Below are 16046 nucleotides of genomic sequence, written 5' to 3'. Positions count from 1 at the left end.
AAAATGGTGCTTTATTGTAGGTAGATTAGGCGATTAAACTATAGGCTAAAAATGCAATCTAGCTATCTATCGTAACCTACTGATTAACGTATGTCGTGACAGGGGTAAAATGCGATCGCGCTATAATCCAAAGGGGTATCGCTGCAATAAATTTAGGCTAAATGCAAATTACGCTTCCTGAGCATCTTTTAACTCGTTTAAGTCAGTTAGCTGCACGGCAACAGCAGTCGGTCGAAAGTATTCTGACTGACCGATTATTTACCGCCCTGGATGATGAGTTGGATCAGCTCCCAACGGGAGAACAGGCTGAGTTAAGGGCATTACACCATTTATCAGATGATGTGTTGCGGTTGATTGTGGCCGAGCAGATGCGCCCAGAGGATCAGGACTGCTTGACCCAATTAATGGAACAAAATAGCCAAGAAACGCTAAGTCAATTGGAGCGAGATACATTAGCGGCGTTGATAGAGCGCGGTGATCAGCTCATGCTGCGGAAGGCGGAAACGGCAGCGATTCTTGTTCAACGAGGGTATGCGGAAACGGTGGCAGATCTAATCCATCATCATGATGCCCAACCCTAGCCCATCCAAACAAACCATCCGCAAGATTATTCATCAACGGGCGAATGGATGCTGTGAGTATTGCCAGACCTGTGCGGTCAACATTGGTCAGACGATGCATATTGAACACATCAAACCGGGTGAGGGAGATCACTTAGAAAATCTTTGCCTTGCCTGTCCAAATTGCAATTTATCAAAAGCGACATCCATCCAAGCGCCTGACCCAGAAACACAGGAACTGGTGTCTCTGTTTAATCCACGGGTTCAACGATGGGATGAGCATTTTGAATGGATAGATAATTATGCTCAGATTTCCGGTATTACGGCTATTGGTCGGGCGACAGTGGCCTGTTTTAAGATGAACCGTCCGCGCATGGTATTAACTCGGCGACGATGGGTACAGGCAGGACTGCATCCAGTTCTTTGAAGGAGTGCTCCACAATTCTCTACCGCGAGGAAATCCGAAACCAGCCGCCAGTGCGGGCAGTTTAGCGATACCGTTGGGTTAGGCTAAAACAGGCTTAAGCCTAGACATTGTTATTGTGCATCTGTGCCATGACCTCTCCGGCTGAAACAAGTTTCCAAGCAGGGCAAGCTGCTTTTCAGGCTAAAAATTATCCGGCGGCGATCGCCCATTTTGAAGCCGTGGTGCGCGATGAACTCGACCCGGCAATGCTCACCCAAGCCTATCAGGGTCTGATCGTGGCCTATTACAACGGCGATCGCGCCCGCGATGCCCTTGACCTTTGCAAACGTCTCAGCCAAGACCCCGACACCTATCCCTGGGCGGCCAAAACCCTCGCCGACTTGACCCGCCGCATCCGCAACGCCAACGCCGCCGCCTTCATCCCGCCCCAACAGCAACGGCCCCAGACTCCCCCCCCTGAACCCTCCACACCGCCCCAGGCTAAACGCCCCTTACCCGTTGCCTACGACAATGCCCCCGAAGCCACCCCAGCGGTTTTTATTTCCGGGCGCGAGTGGCGCAATGCTGAACGAGCCAGCCAGTGGAAACGGCTCAAACAGCCGCGTCGCTGGAAATTTTGGTTACGGTTGGGGGGGAGTGCGATCGCCTTCTATTTGCTCCTGCGCGTTTCGATCCTCGCCAGCCTGGGCCTAATTAAAACCGCGATTCTCACCCTACGCCTACCGGGGATTGCCCCGCCCCTCTGGTTAGATGCTGAACCGCAACGGCTGATCCTGGCGGTGCTTCTCCTCTGCTTGATCCTGTCGCCCTGGGCCTTGGATCTCCTCCTCGCTCGGCTTGCCAAGCAACAACCCTACGCCCTCTATCAACTGGCCGCCACCTTTCCCGAAAGCGCAAAAGTGTTGCAACGCCTGACGCGCCACGCCAAGATCCCGATGCCCACCCTCAAGCTCTTGCCCATCGGCGCACCGCTCACCTTCACCTATGGCAACCTGCCGCGCACCTCCCGCCTGGTGATTAGTGAGGGTCTCCTCGCTGCCGTGGAGGATGAAGAATTGGCCGCTCTCTTAACGACGCAAATTGCGGCGATCGCTCATCGTGATGTCTCGATCCTCTCCGCCGTGATCACCCTGCTCCACGTCCCGTTTTTGCTCTATCTCGGCAGTGCCACAGCGGGAGAACGGGGCCGGGATTGGTTGCAAAATCAGACTAAAATTCCCGATCGCATCCGAGCCATCCTCGCCGCTAGCGTTGCCGGGGTCGGGGGAATCTGCGCCGCCGTGGCCTATGGCTATTACTGGCTGTGGCGCGTGCCGTTGTTGTATTTTTCGCGGCAACGGCAATATTACGGCGATCGCTTCGCCGCAGAATTCACCGGCAACCCCAACGCCCTCAGTCGTGGCCTGTTGAAAGTAGCGATCGCCACCGCCCGCCATATCGAACAACGCGGCTCCACCCTCTGGCTTATGGAAAGCGTCGATCTCCTTTTGCCCATCGGCCATCGCCAAGCCCTCAGCCTCGGCAGCCTCCCCGACAAAACCCCCTTTGCCGAAGTCCTCACCTGGGAATGCACCAACCCCTATCGCCACTGGCTCGCCCTGATGAATTCTCACCCGTTAATGGGCGATCGCCTCTACCTCCTCAACCGCTACGCCAACCACTGGCAACTCCCCCCCGAAATCGACCTCCCCACCCTGATCCCCCCGCCCAAAACCCCCCTGCAACTTCTCGAACAACTGGCCAACAGCTACAAAGCCCTGCCCATTCTCCAAAGCGCAGTGATTTCCGGCCTCTTTTTCGGGGTTGTGCTGCGGGGCAGCTTTTGGTTTATCGGAGCCGCCGCCGATGTCCTCAGTTACTGGTTCCCCCTCTGGCGATTGATTTGGCTTGCCAACGCTCAACCCTTCCTCGATGGGTGTATTTTGATCGCCTTTAGCCTCAGTTTGATGGTTTGGATTAACGGCTACTTTCCTGATATTCGCGTCACCCCGTCCCGCGCCAATCCCCGCATTGAAGACCTCCTGCGCGACCCCAACGCCGTCCCCCCGCAAAGCGAAGGGGTCAAACTGACGGGTGAACTGATCGGCCGCCGGGGGCTAAAAAATTGGCTCGCCCAAGATTTAATGCTCAAAACCACGTCCGGCTCGATCAAACTCCACTTTTTCACCAAAGCCGGGCCCCTGGGGAATCTCTTCCCCAAACCCACCCGCCCGGAACAGTTGATCGGGCAAAAGGTGACGGTGTTGGGCTGGTTACGGCGGGGAAGTACGCTGTGGATTGATGTGGATGTGATTCGGCCTCGCCAAGGGGAGGGAACCCGCAGCGGCTATCCGGTGTGGATTACGGCGTTGGCGATCCTGGCGGCGTTGTGGGGGTCGTGGTTGATTTGGCAGGCTTAGTACAGCGTCAATGCCAAGCATTTAGACTGTTTGTAGGGTGCTGTTAGCAAAGCGTAAGGCACCATCACGTTGAGCATTGGACATTCAATCCGATCCGAATATTAAGTCTTGACTCTGCACTAGGGAGTGCGATCATGAAGGGTTGAGCGGGTCGAAACCCGATAGTCAGCTTGCGACCGGCTCAGGCTTTGGGTTGGCTCCGGATTGAGGGCGCGATCGTTGGCCATTCCCTTGCTATAACTAAAGAGCTAAACCATGAAAATTGAGAGTTAGGGTTATGGGGCAACAGCACAGAAACTGGACAACCGGGCTACGCGACGCGGGTCTGATGACCGTGGGGCTGGTGCTCAGTTGGGGAATGGTGGCCCCGGCGATCGCTCAAAAATTCGAGGCCGCGCCGAAGCAACGCATTGAAGGACTCTACAGCGAAAATCTTGATGCGGCCAGTGCCTTTCAACAGGGGGTGATGGCCTACGATCGCCAAGCCTTCACCCAAGCGGAAACTTTTCTCACCAAAGCCCTCACCTTTGACCCCTACATTGGGATGGCGTACTATCTCCTCGGTAATGTATACCTACAACAGGATCGCCTCGCCGATGCCGTCAGTCGATATCAGGAGGCGGTGATCCTCGAACCGATGCTTGGGGCGGCTTACTACAATCTCGGCATTGCCTTTTATCGTCAAGGGTCTCCCCAAGCGGCGATCGCACCCTTTGAACGAGTGACGTTAATTGAACCAAAATTTGCGGCAGGTCATTATAATTTGGCGCTGGCCTTCGATAGCATCGGCCAATACGACGCGGCGAGCCAATCCTACCGGCAGGCGTTGCTCTTGGATGACCAAAATGCCCAGGCCTATTACAATTTGGGGCTGATCGTCAATCGTCAGGGCAGCGCGGATGAGGCACTGGGCTTGTTTGAGCGGGCGATCGCCCTAGAGCCGGAATTTTCCGAAGCCTATTATCAACAGGGGTTGATCTATGCGCGGCGGGAACAGTGGGAAGCGGCGCGGGATGCCCTGGGCACTTCGACGGCGTTGGAACCGGAAAACGCCCTAGCGCAATACAATCTGGGCTTGGTTTATCTGGAATTGGAGAATTACAAAGCGGCGGCGAATCGGTTTGAGCGCACCGTTGCCCTCGATCCGACGAATGTGAATGCCTATCGTCAGTTGGGGGCGGCGCAGATTGAAACGGGCAATCCTGAAGATGCGATCGCGACTCTCCAACAGGCGGCGACCCTCCTCCCCAACGATGCCCGCACCTATTACAACTTAGGGATTGCCTACCAAGATGCGGAACTCTACGGGGACGCGATCGCCAACTATCGCCAAGCTTTAGATCTTGACCCAGTGTTTGCCGATGCCTACTACAACCTGGGGGTGTCGTTGTTTGAAAATGCCTATCGGGAAGCGGTGCGCTATGACCCCGAAGAAGCCGAAGCGGGGCCCACTGCGATCGCGAATTTCAACGCCCGCACCTTGGATCGGTACGACAACGCCATGGCGACCCTCGAAGAAGCGATGCGTCTCTACGAAGCAGAGGGCAACTTTGAGCGCGTTGAAGAAATCAATGCCTACATCCAAGACACCATCCTACCCACCACCCTGACCCCCCCGATTGATCCCAGCCAGGAAATGGATGATGTGGAAATTCCCGTCACTCCTGCCCCTGCCCGGCCCCTACCGGCCCCGATGCCCATCCCGGAACCGGCAGCCGACCCCGAACCCGTGGAGCCAGAATCCTCGTTTCCGTCGTTTCCTGAATCGGAAACCCAGGGGTCTGTGTTTAACGATGCCCTGCCACCCCGTCGTTAGGGCGTGAGGTTACACCATGGCTGAGAAGATGGAGCAACTCTTAGAACGGGCGATCGCGATCGCCCACCAGGCCCACTGCGATCAACTCGATAAAGGCGGCCATCCTTATATTGGCCATCCCCTCCGCGTCATGGCCCAAATGACCACGATCGAGGCGAAAATTGTGGCGGTGCTCCATGATGCGATCGAAGATTCCGACCTCAGCCTCGCAGACCTCACTGCCCAGGGTTTTCCGCCCTCCCTGCGCCGGGCCCTCGATGCCCTAACGAAGCGGGAGGGAGAAGCCTACACAGCCTATTTAGATCGGGTTATGGCTAACCCCCTCGCCCTCCGGGTCAAGATTGCAGACATGGCGGATAATTGCGATCGCACCCGCATTTCCCATCCCACCCCCAAGGACGAAGCCCGTCTCCAGCGCTATCACCACACCTTGCCCCATCTCCAAGCTGCCCTCCAGCGGTTCGACCCCTCTTAACCCACCTCCCACCCGCACCGCAGATCACAATTCACGATCAGCGATCCCACAGGATTGATAGACAGGAATGGGGCGGGTTGACTGACAAAAGTTGATCGCCCTCACCCCCAACACCTCTCCCAGAGGGCGAGGGAAGCCGATCCATTTTCCAGTTCCCTCTCCCTAGGGGAGAGGGCGAGGGTGAGGGCTTTCCGGGATCTGGCTAATTTTGTCAGTCAACCAGGGAATGGGATATCTCGCCATTGTTGATCGGAGTCTAAGCCTTACCATTGATTGAGGATTACGATATAGCAATCCTATTTGATTCATGAACAGGCAAGGAGCTTAAGCCCCTTGTTGACAAGGAGATAAGATCTCCGATTGATTTAGGATTACGATAGATAGGAGGGGAAGGCTTGATTGATTTCTGGACTTAATCTTGAATGCCAAAAACATAAGCTAAAAATATCAAAAAAAGAATCCACCGTCCCCAATTATTTTTCCTTGCAGGAATTGAAGCGATCGCAACAGGGCTATTCACTCTACCGTCCAATGGCAGTTTAGTCTGTGCGCTACATTACAACCTATTTATTATGGTGTTTTTATCCTAGGATTAATGATTAATTAAACTGTTTTACACACCTAGATTTCACAGTTCTTTACACCGGTTTCTAGTCAGTTTTCGTACAATAGAGGGAGAGTCTGTCACTCCCCCATAATAAACTTTTCTTAATAAAATCTATGATTCCTTGCCCGTGTTGCCATCAAGACATGGTTAGCCAAGCTCGAAAGAATCGAGTCTATTGGTTCTGCCAGCATTGTCATCAAGAAATGCCGGATCTCGTGAGCGTCATGCTCACGAAACGGCAGGAAATTCGAGCCTCCCATAGTCATCCCCACTTAACTAGTCTCTGCTTGGCATCTCTACCGGATTCATCGGGTATTGAGTTTGCCACGTCATAAGATCCGCTAAGGCGCGATCGCGGTATACCCCATACCGTTCGCGCTTGTTCCGTACCCGTTTTTCGAGGGGAGGAATAATGCCGAAATTCGGGGGCATCGGTTGAAAATGCTTCGGAGAAGCCGAGGTAATGAAATCGATCAACGCACCGAGCATCGTGGTTTTGGGGGCAACGAGGGGCGTTTGTCCCTGGGCCAACCGGGCCGCATTGGTTCCCGCTAGCCACCCCCCGGCCGCTGCGGCGGTGTAACCTTCCGTGCCCACTAATTGACCTGCCGCCAAGATCATGGCTTGGTGGTGAAATTGGAGGGTGGGGGCGAGGAGTTGGGGGGCATTAATGAAGGTGTTGCGGTGCATCACCCCCATGCGGACAAATTCTGCCTTTTCCAACCCTGGAATCATCCGAAAAACGCGCTTTTGCTCGCCCCAGCGGAGATTGGTTTGGAAGCCGACCATGTTCCACAGTTGCCCGGCTTTGTCTTCTTGGCGCAGTTGAATGACGGCATAGGGGCGATCGCGATCCGGATAGCGTGGATCACTCAACCCCACCGGCTTCAGCGGGCCGTAGCGCATTGTGTCTTCTCCCCGTCGCGCCTGTTCTTCAATGGGCAAGCAGCCTTCAAAAAACTTCGCCGTTTCCCGCTCAAACTCTTTGACTTCGGCTTGTTCGGCCTGGCGCAGAGCCTCCCAAAACGTTAAGTATTGGTTTTTGTCCATCGGACAGTTGAGATAAGCGGCTTCGCCTTTGTCGTAGCGGGAAGCGAGAAACGCCACGTCATGATTGATCGAATCACCGATAATAATCGGACTCGCGGCATCGAAAAAGCTCATGTAGTCCATGCCGGTGAACTGTTGGAGGTCATCGGCGAGGGCGGGGCTGGTGAGGGGGCCAGTGGTGAGGACGGTGATGCCGTCGCGGGGGATGCGTTGGACTTCTTCGCGTTGGAGGGTGATGTGGGGGTGGGCGGCGAGGGTTTGGGTGAGGTCGTGGCTAAAGTGGGCGCGATCGACAGCGAGCGCACCGCCAGCGGGGACGGCGTGCTCGTCGGCTTTGCCAATCACAATCGAACCGAGGTGACGCAGTTCGGTATGGAGCAGGCCAGCGGCGCGATCGCTACTCAAGGCTCCGAAGGAATTACTACAAACCAATTCTGCGAGTTCTTCGGTATGGTGGGCGGGACTGGTCGTAACGGGACGCATTTCGTGGAGCACCACATCAAGGCCGGCTTGGGCGATTTGCCAAGCGGCTTCTGTGCCGGCTAAACCGCCCCCAATAACGTGGATGGGAAGGTGTGTCATGGTGTGCTGATCCTGTTCAAGGTGATAATGGCCCGGTTCATCACAGCCATGCTGTCGCCGGGGTCTTTTATTGTAGAACAGGGATTAAACGCCAGCGGCGCGATCGCTGCTCCGGAGCCGGGGCAGTGGGTTTAGAACTGTCGAGGGTGGCTTCGAGTTCTGAGGTATTCACGAGAAGAGCATCGCGATCGCGCACGACTTTATCCCCCGTGGCCAATTCTGTCCGCCATTGACAGCCGGTTTTCCAGGCGTGATATTTCCGTGCCGTCCAGCGTGGATTGTGAGGATAGCCCATAAACCCAGCCCGCAACGCCGGAATTTGATCCAGGGGGAGGTTGGTTTGCACGGAAATACCGGCAACCAATTCAATGCTGTTGAGTGTGGGTTGTTTTGTAACAGGTAACACGTTCCTCACCTCCTCTCTATTTTGGATGTCGTTCAATGATCTGCACCGGACACCGGATACAGTGGATCGAAGCGTGAACCCGACAACTCAACAAAGGCAGACTATGCCTTGCATCTATGCAGCGTTGTCTGGTTGTAATGCTTGAATCTTCATTTAGCTTAATACTCAGGCTTTGAGATTGCAATTGTTTTGGCTTCTTAAATCAATCCCCAGAAATGGAGCGATCGCCACGTTTCAATGGGATGATCGCCGTCAAACATCTACAATTCTGTGACTATGGCTGCTGCAAACTTTTCTTGCCCCATCCCCATCGAGCAATATCCCACGGTGCTGCTGGCCCACGGGGGCGGTGGCAAACTGATGCAGCAACTGATTGGCCAAATGTTCGCCCCCGCCTTCGCCACCCAGGGGAAATCTCCCAATCAACACGATTCCGTTGCCCTCACCATCCCCAACGGCAAAATCGCCTTCACCACGGATTCCTACGTGATTCAACCCCTATTTTTTCCGGGAGGCGATATTGGTTCCTTGGCGATCCATGGCACGGTGAATGATTTGGCCATGAGTGGGGCGAGACCGCTCTATCTCAGTGTGAGCTTTATTTTAGAAGAAGGGTTACCGATGAAAACCCTGTGGTATGTGGTGCAATCGATGCAGCGGGCGGCACGACGAGCGGGGGTGCAGATTGTCACGGGGGATACGAAGGTGGTGGATCGGGGCAAGGGTGATGGCATTTTTATCAATACCAGTGGGGTGGGGGTGATTGAGCATGATCAGGCGATCGCACCCCATTCAGTCTGTTCCGGGGATGTGATTATTTTGAGCGGCGATCTCGGTCGTCACGGGATTGCGATTATGGCGAAGCGGGAAGGCTTAAGCTTTGAAACGACGATTAAAAGTGATTCCGCCCCCGTCCATGAGCCGGTGTTGGCGATGCTAGAGGCGGGGGTTGAACTCCATTGTTTGCGGGATTTAACGCGGGGCGGCTTGGCCAGTGCCTTAAATGAGATTGCGGCGACGGCGGGGGTGACGATGCAGATAGAAGAGGAGCTAATCTCTGTGCCGGAAGATGTGCAGGGGGCTTGCGAAATTTTAGGACTCGATCCGCTTTATGTGGCGAATGAGGGGCGATTTATTGCGATCGCTCCCTTCCACTGTGCGGAGCAAGCCGTGCAGATCATGCGCCGCTATGACCCCAAAGCCGAATGTATTGGGACAGTGCTCGGTCGTAGCGATCGCCCCCTCGGTCGCGTCACCCTCCAAAGCCGCATCGGTGCAACCCGCATCCTCGACCTCCTCAGCGGCGAACAACTCCCCCGCATCTGCTAGAAGATGTCTTATCCATCACCCAAGTTGCGAGGCTAGATCTGGCATGAGTGAGCCATGCGAGGCTGGATCTGGCATGAGTGAGCCATGCGAGGCTGGATCTGGCATGAGTGAGCCATGCGAGGCTGGATCTGGCATGAGTGAGCCATGCGAGGCTGGATCTGGCATGAGTGAGCCAGAGGCTCACACTACCCTTGCTGTCATCCTCTGTAGTACGAGCTTCTAGCTCGTTGCCCTGATCCGGGGGATCAAATTCGGGGTGAGCTTGTTAGGATTTATACACACAATACCGAAGGTTTTAAGCGCGTGAGCTTCTAGCTCGTTGCCCTGATCCGGGGGATCAAATTCGGGGTGAGCTTGTTAGGATTTATACACACAATACCGAAGGTTTTAAGCGCGTGAGTTTTACGATCCAGCACGTCCTCAGTCCGACATCCGATGGGTATGAAACCCTTGATCTTTATCTAGAGGGTGAAACCATCGCAGCCATTGCCCCCCACCTCGACCCCCAAGGCACGGTCATTGATGGGTCCAATCACCTGGTTTTACCGGGTTTCGTTAACGCTCACACCCATTCTTCGGAACTGTGGCAACGGGGCGCGATCGCCCCTTATCCCCTCGAACTTTGGATCGCCGAACTCCACGAATTTTCGCCGATCAACCCGGAACAGGTTTACCTCAGCGCCATCGGCACAGCGGTGGAAACCCTGCAAACGGGGGGAACCTGCGTAGTGGATCATTTGGTGTTGATTCCGGGGCGGGAGTTGGAGACGATTGAAGCCACCGTGCGCGGCTACCGTGATGCGGGGATTCGGGCATTTATTGGCCCGTTGATTCAGGATGAAGTGATCGCGGCGGCAATTCCCCAGGGGGATGAGGCTCAGGAGTACGGCAGTTTTCACCGCACCACGGCGGAAATTTTAGACATGATGGCCACAGCGGTGGAGCGGTTCCATCGGCCCGAGGAGGGGATTTCGATCATGGTGGCTCCCACGGGGACGCAATTGTGTTCCGATGCACTCTTCAAAGGCTGCATTGAATTGAGCGATCGCTACGATCTGCGCCGCCATGCCCATCTCCTCGAAACCAAGGCCCAGCAGATGCTCGCCCAGGAAAAATATGGTTGTTCGGCGGTGGAGCATCTGGAAAAACTGGGGTATTTGGGCGATCGCACCTCCCTCGCCCATTGCATTTGGTTGAGCGATCGCGACATTGAGATCATGGCCGCCACGGGGACAACAGCGGTACATAATCCCCTCAGTAACCTCCGTCTCGGTAGCGGTATCGCGCCGATTTTGAAATATCGCCAGCGGGGGGTGAATGTGGCGATCGGCTGCGACGGCACGGCCAGCAATGACAGTCAAGATGTCCTCGAAGCGATCAAAATTGGCACGCTGATCCATAACACCACCGATTTGGATTATCGCCATTGGATCACCCCCCGCGAAGCGGTGCAAATCGCAGCCCTGGGCGGGGCGAAGGGGCTGAAAATGAGCGATCGCTTCGGCTCTCTCACCGTCGGCAAACAGGCGGATCTCGTCCTCTACGATTTAACCAATCTCTCGCTCTTGCCGAAAACCGATCCCGTCGGTCTGTTGGTGATGGGGCGACCGACCCAAGTGGTGAATTATGCGTGGGTGCGGGGTCAGCCGGTGATCGCCGAGGGAAAATTAACCCGCGTTGATGTGGCGCAATTACGCCAAGATCTGTTTACCCACAGTGAATGGATTCAACAGCGTACCTCCCAGCATCGCCCTCAACTCGAAGCCCACTATCGTCAGGTGATGGGCTTAGAACCCTAAGCCAAATGACAGAGGAACTCTGGATAAAACTCTGGATAAACAGGGGGTTTTTGGTGGCGATCCGTTCGATCGCGCCGCATCTCAGTTAATAATAAGAGTCTGTGAATCTGCCGAGATCCGACATGAAACTCCTCTGCTTGAGTAATGGCCATGGTGAAGATGCGATCGCAGTTCGTATTCTTGATGCGCTGCGTCAACACCCCGATGCGCCTGAACTGGCCGCACTTCCCCTCGTCGGAGCAGGCCGCACCTACGTTCAAGCGGATATTCCCATCATTGGCCCCGTCAAAGCGATGCCCTCCGGTGGCTTTATTTATATGGATGGGCGGCAACTGTGGCAAGATGTGCGCGGCGGCTTGCTGGGGTTAACCTGGGCGCAGTTGCAGACGGTGAAACGATGGGGCAACAGTGGCGGGACGGTCTTGGCGGTGGGGGACATTGTGCCCCTGGCGATGGCCTGGTGGAGTGGGGGCAATTATGGCTTTGTGGGAACGGCGAAATCCGAATATTACATTCGCGATGATGGTGGCCGACTGTTGAAGCAGCGACGCTCTGAGGCTTGGTCGGGGTCGGTGTATTTGCCGTGGGAACGGTGGCTGTTGTCGCGATCGCGCTGTCGGGCGGTGTATCCTCGCGATTCCCTCACCACCGCCGTGCTCAAGCAGTTTAAAATCCCTGCCCATGACCTGGGCAATCCGATGATGGATGGGTTAGCGGTTCCCCGCTACGATCGCCCGGAACAGGAAGACCAACGGCCCTTAACGGTGCTGCTGTTAACCGGATCGCGATCGCCCGAAGCTGAACGCAATTGGCAGATCTTACTCGCTGCCGCCCAAGCTCTCTGCCGCGATCGCCCCCAACGGCCCCTGCTCTTTTTAGGGGCGATCGCCCCCGGTTTAGACCCTGCCCCCTTTCAGGCCGCGTTGAACAATCAGGGGTGGCGATCGACCCCGCTACCCGACACCGCCCCGATCACCGCCCCCGATGCCCAAGCCTGGAAACTCGATCGCGATCGCCACCAAATCATCCTCACGCAACAGGCCTATGCGCCCTGTCTCAACGCGGCGGATCTGGCCTTCGCCATGGCCGGCACAGCCACGGAGCAATTCGTCGGCCTCGGTAAACCGGCGATCGCCCTCCCCGGTGCTGGGCCTCAATTCACCCCCCAATTTGCCGAAGCCCAAACCCGACTCCTCGGCGTATCCGTCACCCTCGTTCAGCGCCCGCAGGACGTGCCGAAAATTTGCCACAGCCTGCTCAATAACGCCGACACCCTGCAAATCATCGCAGAAAATGGCCGCAATCGCATGGGCACGAGTGGCGCAGCCGCCCGGATTGCGGATCATGTGGTGGCGGTGCTGTAATACATTAAAATAACCAACGGCCTACCGCGAGTGATCCCCCATGAAACTAAGCCTTTGCATGATCGTTAAGGATGAAGAGCAGTCCTTGCCCCACTGTTTAGACAGTGCCAAAGATGTGGTAGACGAGATCGTGATTCTGGATACGGGATCGAGCGATCGCACCATTGCGATCGCCAAAGACTACGGGGCCACAGTGGCAGAATTTCCCTGGAATAATGATTTCGCCGCCGCTCGCAACGAAGCTCTCAAGCACGTCACCGGGGATTGGGTGCTCGTTCTCGATGCTGATGAAGAACTCACCGAAGAAGCCGGGCCGCATATTCGCACCGCCATGGTGGATGATTCCCTCTTGGTGGTGAGCCTGATTCGTGAAGAACTCGGAGCCGTGCAATCCCCCTATTCCCTCACCTCGCGCCTGTTCCGCCGTCACCCCAAAATCGAATTTTCCCGCCCCTACCACGCCCTGATTGACGACAGTGTAATGGCCCTGCTCGCAGCGGAACCCCAGTGGAATTTTGCCACCTTGCAAACCGTTGCGATCGCTCACACCGGCTACACCCAAGCCTCCATTAGCAAAAAAGACAAAAAAGCCCGCGCCCAAAAAGCGATGGAAACCTATCTTGCTGACCATCCCGACGACCCCTATGTATGCAGTAAATTAGGCGCACTCTACACCACCAGCGGCCAACATAAACCGGGCCGTGAACTCCTCGAACGAGGCTTAAAAACGCCCAATTTAGACCCCCCCGTCGCCTACGAACTGCACTACCACCTCGCCAACGCCTACGCCCGCAGAAATAACACCGACCAAGCCGTCATTCACTACCAAGCCGCCATTTCCCAAAACATTTTTCCGCTTTTAAAACTCGGTGCGTTGATTAATTTTGGGTCATTACTCCACATCGCCGGGGAATATGAAATGGCACAACGGCCCCTCGGTGCAGCAATTCAAATTGACCCCAGTTGTATGCTGGCCTATTACAATTTGGGGCTTGTGTTTAAGGCCTTGGGGAACTACAACGACGCGATTAAGGCCTACGAAAAAGCGATCGAACTCCAAGCGGACTATGCACCGGCCTATCAAAACCTAGGGGTGGTGTGGTTTAAATGCGGCAAAATTGAAGAAGGGTTGGAGTATTTCGGGAAAGCGATCGCCATCCTCGACACCCAAAACCTCCTCGAAGCCGACAAACTCCGCAACCAACTCCACGACATGGGCTTCCAAGCCCCGAAATTTTCCGTACAAATCGAATCCTAGTGTCACGACACAGGTTGATCAGTGGGTTACGGCGGATTGCCGGATTGTAGTGATAGCGGAAGTTGAAGTCACCTAACCCACCCTACGATAAAGCACTATTTTAGCTGTGCCGTTACAGTGGGGTGCTGTGAGCGAAGCGTAATGCACCGTCACATTGAGCTTTGGATATTCAATCCGATCTGAATCTTAAGTCTTGACTCTGTACTAGCTCCCGATTGGGGCCGATTGGTGACTATCCCCCCAGATCAGGGGCTGAGGACAAGGCGGATTGACCCCCTTGTCCTTGGTTTTTGGCTGGGCTGTGAGCGATCGCTCACCATCCTTACCACCTTGCATCCTCTGATTAAACCCTGATCAAATTCCTTTTCTAGAGAGAAAATACAGGTCAAATCAGGGTTATATTATGAATTGAAATAAGCTCTTTTTTGCTAATATCAAGCACATTATCAGTGAAGATTAATGTCGTTTCAAGAAAGCGTTAAGAGTAGATTAAAAGATGGTCAAAATTTCAAAAAATAATGAAATTTGAGTATAAAATCTGACAGAACTTAAAGGAGCAGGATACAGTAGGAATAATGACGCTCACCCCGTTACCCCCATGCTTCAAACTTCTGCTCATTTTGCTGTGAATCACACTTTAGCGGCTAAACCCGATCGCCCCCTATCACCATTAGCATGGATGAACGATCGCCCCCTCGCCCTCGATACAACCCTACAAGCACTGTCTCGTCACACCGCCCAAATTGAGGCGGATCAGTTAGTGATTGATGTGGCACGAGTCTTTGAACAAAATCCCCTATCACCCGGTGTGATTTTATTGGAGTCTGGCCAGCTTTTCGGGATGATCTCGCGCCGTCGCTTTTTAGAGCGCATGAGTCGCCCCTATGCCTTGGAATTGTTTTTAAAACGTCCGGTGCGATCGCTGCATCATTTTACTAAAGGTAAACTGGAGATTTTCCCCGAAACCACCTTGATTGTTGAAGCAGCGCGGTGTTCCTTGGAGCGATCGCCGGAATTTCTCTACGAACCCATTCTTGTTTACTCCGAAGACCATCAAATCCACTATTTAGTCGATGTCCATCAACTCCTGCTCGCTCAATCCCGCATCCACCAACTGACGAGCCAACTCCTCGATGAAACCAGCTACGCCGAACGGATGCAAACGGAAAAAATGGTCAGTTTGGGGCGCATGGTGGCAGGGGTCGCCCATGAAATTAAAAACCCCGTCAATTCCGTTCATGGAAATATTCAATTCCTCGCTGACTATTACAATCATTTGACTGAACTGATCCAAACTCTTGAAACGAAAATCCCGGCCTCTGATCACGATGAGCTAGCGGAAATCAAGGACGAAATTGAATATGATTTCATCATCGAAGATACCCCCAAAATCATTAAAAGTATTCAACTCAGTTCGGAGCGATTGATTCAAATCGTGACGAGCTTGCGAAATTTCTCGCGCATTGATGATCAAAAACAACAACTAATTAACCTCCACGATTGTTTAGAGGGTACGCTACTAATCTTAGAAAATCAACTAAAGAATAGCATTACTGTTGAAAAAGACTATGAATACCTGCCGGAAGTGGCTTGCTATTCTGGGCAGATTAGTCAGGTTTTTATGAATTTATTGGCGAATGCGATCGATACGTTGATGGAGCGCAAAGCTCAAAATGATGACCCCCATTGGATACCCACAATTCGGATTGAAACCCGCTATTTAGAACAATATCAAAAGGGCCAAGGAATAAGTATTAAAATTATTGATAATGGTTTAGGCATTCCGCCCAAAAACCAACAGAAAATTTTTGATAATTTCTTTACAACGAAGCCTGTAGGCAAAGGGACGGGGCTGGGGCTGGCGATTAGCTATCAAATTGTGGTGAAAAAACACCAGGGTGAATTAAAACTCCGGTCTCAGGTGAATGAGGGGACTGAGTTTGAAGTGTTGCTGCCCTTTTAAGGGGGGCGATC

12 protein-coding genes are annotated in these 16046 nt (G+C 54.1%); 10 read left to right on the top strand and 2 right to left on the bottom strand.

Annotated elements, in window-relative coordinates:
* Nucleotides 1-161 precede the first annotated feature (161 nt).
* The 5 genes from SPI6313_RS17845 (at nucleotide 162) to SPI6313_RS17825 (ending at nucleotide 5677) form a co-directional block, all read left to right on the top strand.
* Nucleotides 162-581: a hypothetical protein gene (locus SPI6313_RS17845; RefSeq protein WP_072622209.1), complete on the top strand. Its 420-nt coding sequence runs from the start codon at nucleotides 162-164 to the stop codon at nucleotides 579-581.
* Nucleotides 565-987, top strand: a complete 423-nt coding sequence (locus SPI6313_RS23075; protein ID WP_139276691.1) for an HNH endonuclease — start codon at nucleotides 565-567, stop codon at nucleotides 985-987. The genes SPI6313_RS17845 and SPI6313_RS23075 overlap by 17 nt, the downstream gene beginning before the upstream one ends.
* Before the next feature lie 128 nt (nucleotides 988-1115).
* Nucleotides 1116-3386, top strand: a complete 2271-nt coding sequence (locus SPI6313_RS17835) for a M48 family metalloprotease (RefSeq protein WP_072622208.1) — start codon at nucleotides 1116-1118, stop codon at nucleotides 3384-3386.
* 277 nt (nucleotides 3387-3663) lie between these two features.
* Nucleotides 3664-5202, top strand: coding sequence for a tetratricopeptide repeat protein (locus SPI6313_RS17830; RefSeq protein ID WP_084669097.1), 1539 nt, complete (start codon nucleotides 3664-3666; stop codon nucleotides 5200-5202).
* 16 nt (nucleotides 5203-5218) lie between these two features.
* Nucleotides 5219-5677: a GTP pyrophosphokinase gene (locus tag SPI6313_RS17825; protein ID WP_072622206.1), complete on the top strand. Its 459-nt coding sequence runs from the start codon at nucleotides 5219-5221 to the stop codon at nucleotides 5675-5677.
* Between the two features lie 883 nt (nucleotides 5678-6560).
* On the opposite strand, the gene trmFO is transcribed toward SPI6313_RS17825, so the two are convergent.
* Together trmFO and SPI6313_RS17815 are read right to left on the bottom strand one after the other, a co-directional pair.
* Nucleotides 6561-7916 (bottom strand): FADH(2)-oxidizing methylenetetrahydrofolate--tRNA-(uracil(54)-C(5))-methyltransferase TrmFO, encoded by a 1356-nt coding sequence (gene trmFO / locus SPI6313_RS17820; RefSeq protein WP_072622205.1) that lies wholly within the window; start codon nucleotides 7914-7916, stop codon nucleotides 6561-6563.
* A gap of 67 nt (nucleotides 7917-7983) precedes the next feature.
* Nucleotides 7984-8322: a hypothetical protein gene (locus SPI6313_RS17815; RefSeq protein WP_072622204.1), complete on the bottom strand. Its 339-nt coding sequence runs from the start codon at nucleotides 8320-8322 to the stop codon at nucleotides 7984-7986.
* 276 nt (nucleotides 8323-8598) lie between these two features.
* Here SPI6313_RS17815 and hypE point away from each other — a divergent pair, with 276 nt between their 5' ends.
* From hypE to SPI6313_RS17790, 5 genes are all read left to right on the top strand, one after another.
* Nucleotides 8599-9651 carry a hydrogenase expression/formation protein HypE gene (gene hypE, locus SPI6313_RS17810; protein ID WP_072622203.1) on the top strand — a complete coding sequence of 351 codons (1053 nt, stop codon included), beginning with the start codon at nucleotides 8599-8601 and terminating at the stop codon, nucleotides 9649-9651.
* A gap of 395 nt (nucleotides 9652-10046) precedes the next feature.
* A complete protein-coding gene (locus SPI6313_RS17805) occupies nucleotides 10047-11450 on the top strand; it encodes an amidohydrolase (protein WP_072622202.1) in 1404 nt (467 codons plus the stop codon).
* A gap of 122 nt (nucleotides 11451-11572) precedes the next feature.
* Nucleotides 11573-12814, top strand: coding sequence for a lipid-A-disaccharide synthase-related protein (locus SPI6313_RS17800; protein WP_072622201.1), 1242 nt, complete (start codon nucleotides 11573-11575; stop codon nucleotides 12812-12814).
* A gap of 40 nt (nucleotides 12815-12854) precedes the next feature.
* Nucleotides 12855-14072: a glycosyltransferase gene (locus tag SPI6313_RS17795; RefSeq protein ID WP_245788870.1), complete on the top strand. Its 1218-nt coding sequence runs from the start codon at nucleotides 12855-12857 to the stop codon at nucleotides 14070-14072.
* A gap of 598 nt (nucleotides 14073-14670) precedes the next feature.
* Nucleotides 14671-16035 (top strand): sensor histidine kinase, encoded by a 1365-nt coding sequence (locus tag SPI6313_RS17790; RefSeq protein WP_084669095.1) that lies wholly within the window; start codon nucleotides 14671-14673, stop codon nucleotides 16033-16035.
* The last annotated feature ends 11 nt before the right edge of the window (nucleotides 16036-16046 follow it).

Origin of the sequence: Spirulina major PCC 6313, assembly GCF_001890765.1 — a bacterium.
Lineage (GTDB): Bacteria > Cyanobacteriota > Cyanobacteriia > Cyanobacteriales > Spirulinaceae > Spirulina > Spirulina major.
This window is presented reverse-complemented; position numbering and strand designations above follow the sequence as displayed.

Excerpts from the sequence above, each read along its gene's own strand:
- SPI6313_RS17845 (WP_072622209.1), top strand. The coding sequence starts at position 162 with ATGCAAATTACGCTTCCTGAGCATCTTTTAACTCGTTTAAGTCAGTTA.
- SPI6313_RS23075 (WP_139276691.1), top strand. The coding sequence starts at position 565 with ATGATGCCCAACCCTAGCCCATCCAAACAAACCATCCGCAAGATTATT.
- SPI6313_RS17835 (WP_072622208.1), top strand. The coding sequence starts at position 1,116 with ATGACCTCTCCGGCTGAAACAAGTTTCCAAGCAGGGCAAGCTGCTTTT.
- SPI6313_RS17830 (WP_084669097.1), top strand. The coding sequence starts at position 3,664 with ATGGGGCAACAGCACAGAAACTGGACAACCGGGCTACGCGACGCGGGT.
- SPI6313_RS17825 (WP_072622206.1), top strand. The coding sequence starts at position 5,219 with ATGGCTGAGAAGATGGAGCAACTCTTAGAACGGGCGATCGCGATCGCC.
- trmFO (WP_072622205.1), bottom strand. The coding sequence starts at position 7,916 with ATGACACACCTTCCCATCCACGTTATTGGGGGCGGTTTAGCCGGCACA.
- hypE (WP_072622203.1), top strand. The coding sequence starts at position 8,599 with ATGGCTGCTGCAAACTTTTCTTGCCCCATCCCCATCGAGCAATATCCC.
- SPI6313_RS17800 (WP_072622201.1), top strand. The coding sequence starts at position 11,573 with ATGAAACTCCTCTGCTTGAGTAATGGCCATGGTGAAGATGCGATCGCA.
- SPI6313_RS17795 (WP_245788870.1), top strand. The coding sequence starts at position 12,855 with ATGAAACTAAGCCTTTGCATGATCGTTAAGGATGAAGAGCAGTCCTTG.
- SPI6313_RS17790 (WP_084669095.1), top strand. The coding sequence starts at position 14,671 with ATGCTTCAAACTTCTGCTCATTTTGCTGTGAATCACACTTTAGCGGCT.